We start from the raw sequence: 1,499 nt of genomic DNA, 5'->3' as shown, positions 1-1,499 counted from the left end.
ACCTTATCAGCCTTTTTCATTACTATCGACCTGTTGCGCTAAAAAAATAAGTAGCGGCGGCAAGTTTTTTCTGTGAGGTGTCAAAGTAATGCCCGATCTGCTCGGCGCCACCAATCCGGTGCCCGGTTACGACAAAGCCACGGTCAACCGGAACGTCACCCTCTCCCCGGAAAATACACAAATCCAAAACGTCCCCGATCCCAGCAAGGTCGTCCGCGCCGACGGGCGGACCGAACAGCAGGGCAGCAACCTGCAGGGGGACGGCGGCATCCGGTACGATTCCAATTTCCAGACCTTCCTCCAGCGGCTGCGGGAGACCCCCTCCCTGGCGCAGAGCCTCGCCCGCATCTTCTCCGGACGGGAGGGCATCGTCGTCTCCTCCGGCCTCAGCTCCGGCATCGCGGAGGAGCTGGGCCGGCTGCTGGAGATGCTGCGCATGGACGAGGGCCAGCTGACGGAGTTCCTCAGCGGCCAGCTCAGGACCGGCACCCGCTTCGGCGGCGCCCTGTTCGCCCTGCTGCGCAACGCCTATGACCGGGCCTCCTCCAGCGGCGTCCAGAACGACATCCTCCAGTTCCTCAAGACCTACGTGGACTTCGATTCCACCAGCCATATCGAGGGCAACCTCCTCCGGGACCTCCAGTCCATGGCCGACGCCATGCCCGCCAGCTTCGCCGAGAAGCTCCGGGACCTGATGGCCCAGCTCCAAAACGGCATCGCCGCGGGGGACCGGAAGGGGAACCTCTCCCTGCTCCAGCGGGAGATCTTCCCCTACATGTCCTCCTACGTGGAGCGGACCCATGACATGGGCACGCCCCGGGCCCTTTTGACCATGCTGGCGCTGAACGTGGCCCGGTATGAGAACGGCTCGGAGGAGAAGCTGCTGGAAAGCTTCCACCAGCTCAGCGGCTACGGCACGCTGAAGAGCCAGCTGGGCGGCATCGACGACCAGTCCCTCCTCCTCCTGCTCCGGAGCCGGGGGGCCGGGGACGCGGGCTCCAAGGCCGTCGAGTTCTCCGACCATCTGGCCGCCGCCGCGGCCCGGGCCTTCCGGGGCGAGGGCAGCGCCGAGGTCCAGCAGGCGTTCCAGAACCTCATCGCCGCCATGCTGGTGAACGAGAGCGTCTATATGCCCATCAACCATTACCTCATCCCCCTGCAGTGGGACGGGCGGATGCTCTTCTCCGAGCTGTGGGTGGACCCCAACGCCGAGGATGAACAGGGCCGCGCCGCGGGCGGAGGGCAGAAGTCCATGCGCTTCCTGTTCAAGATGGACGTCCAGTCCCTGGGGCTGTTCGACGTCATCCTCACCGCCCAGGGGACCAGCGTGGACGTGCAGATCTCCTGCCCGGACGCGGCGGTGCCCTTCTCCAAGCAGATCGGGGACGCCGTCTCCGGCATCCTGGAACGCAACGAGCTCCGCCCCACGCGGGTCGCCGTCCGGCGGATGGACCGCCCGGTCACGCTGACCGAGGTGTTCCCCAAAATCTTTGAAGGGA

General features: G+C 65.5%; 1 protein-coding gene. It reads left to right on the top strand.

Annotated elements, in window-relative coordinates; translation table 11 throughout:
- Positions 1-88: 88 nt before the first annotated feature.
- A partial coding sequence (locus QZ332_RS13700; RefSeq protein ID WP_295766458.1) for a hypothetical protein occupies positions 89-1,499 on the top strand: 1,411 nt, incomplete at its 3' end.

The sequence above is a fragment of the uncultured Oscillibacter sp. genome, from assembly GCF_910584465.1.
In the GTDB taxonomy this organism is placed as follows: Bacteria; Bacillota; Clostridia; order Oscillospirales; family Oscillospiraceae; genus Oscillibacter.
The sequence above is the reverse complement of the archived record's forward strand: the minus strand, read 5'-3'. Positions and strand labels throughout refer to the sequence as shown.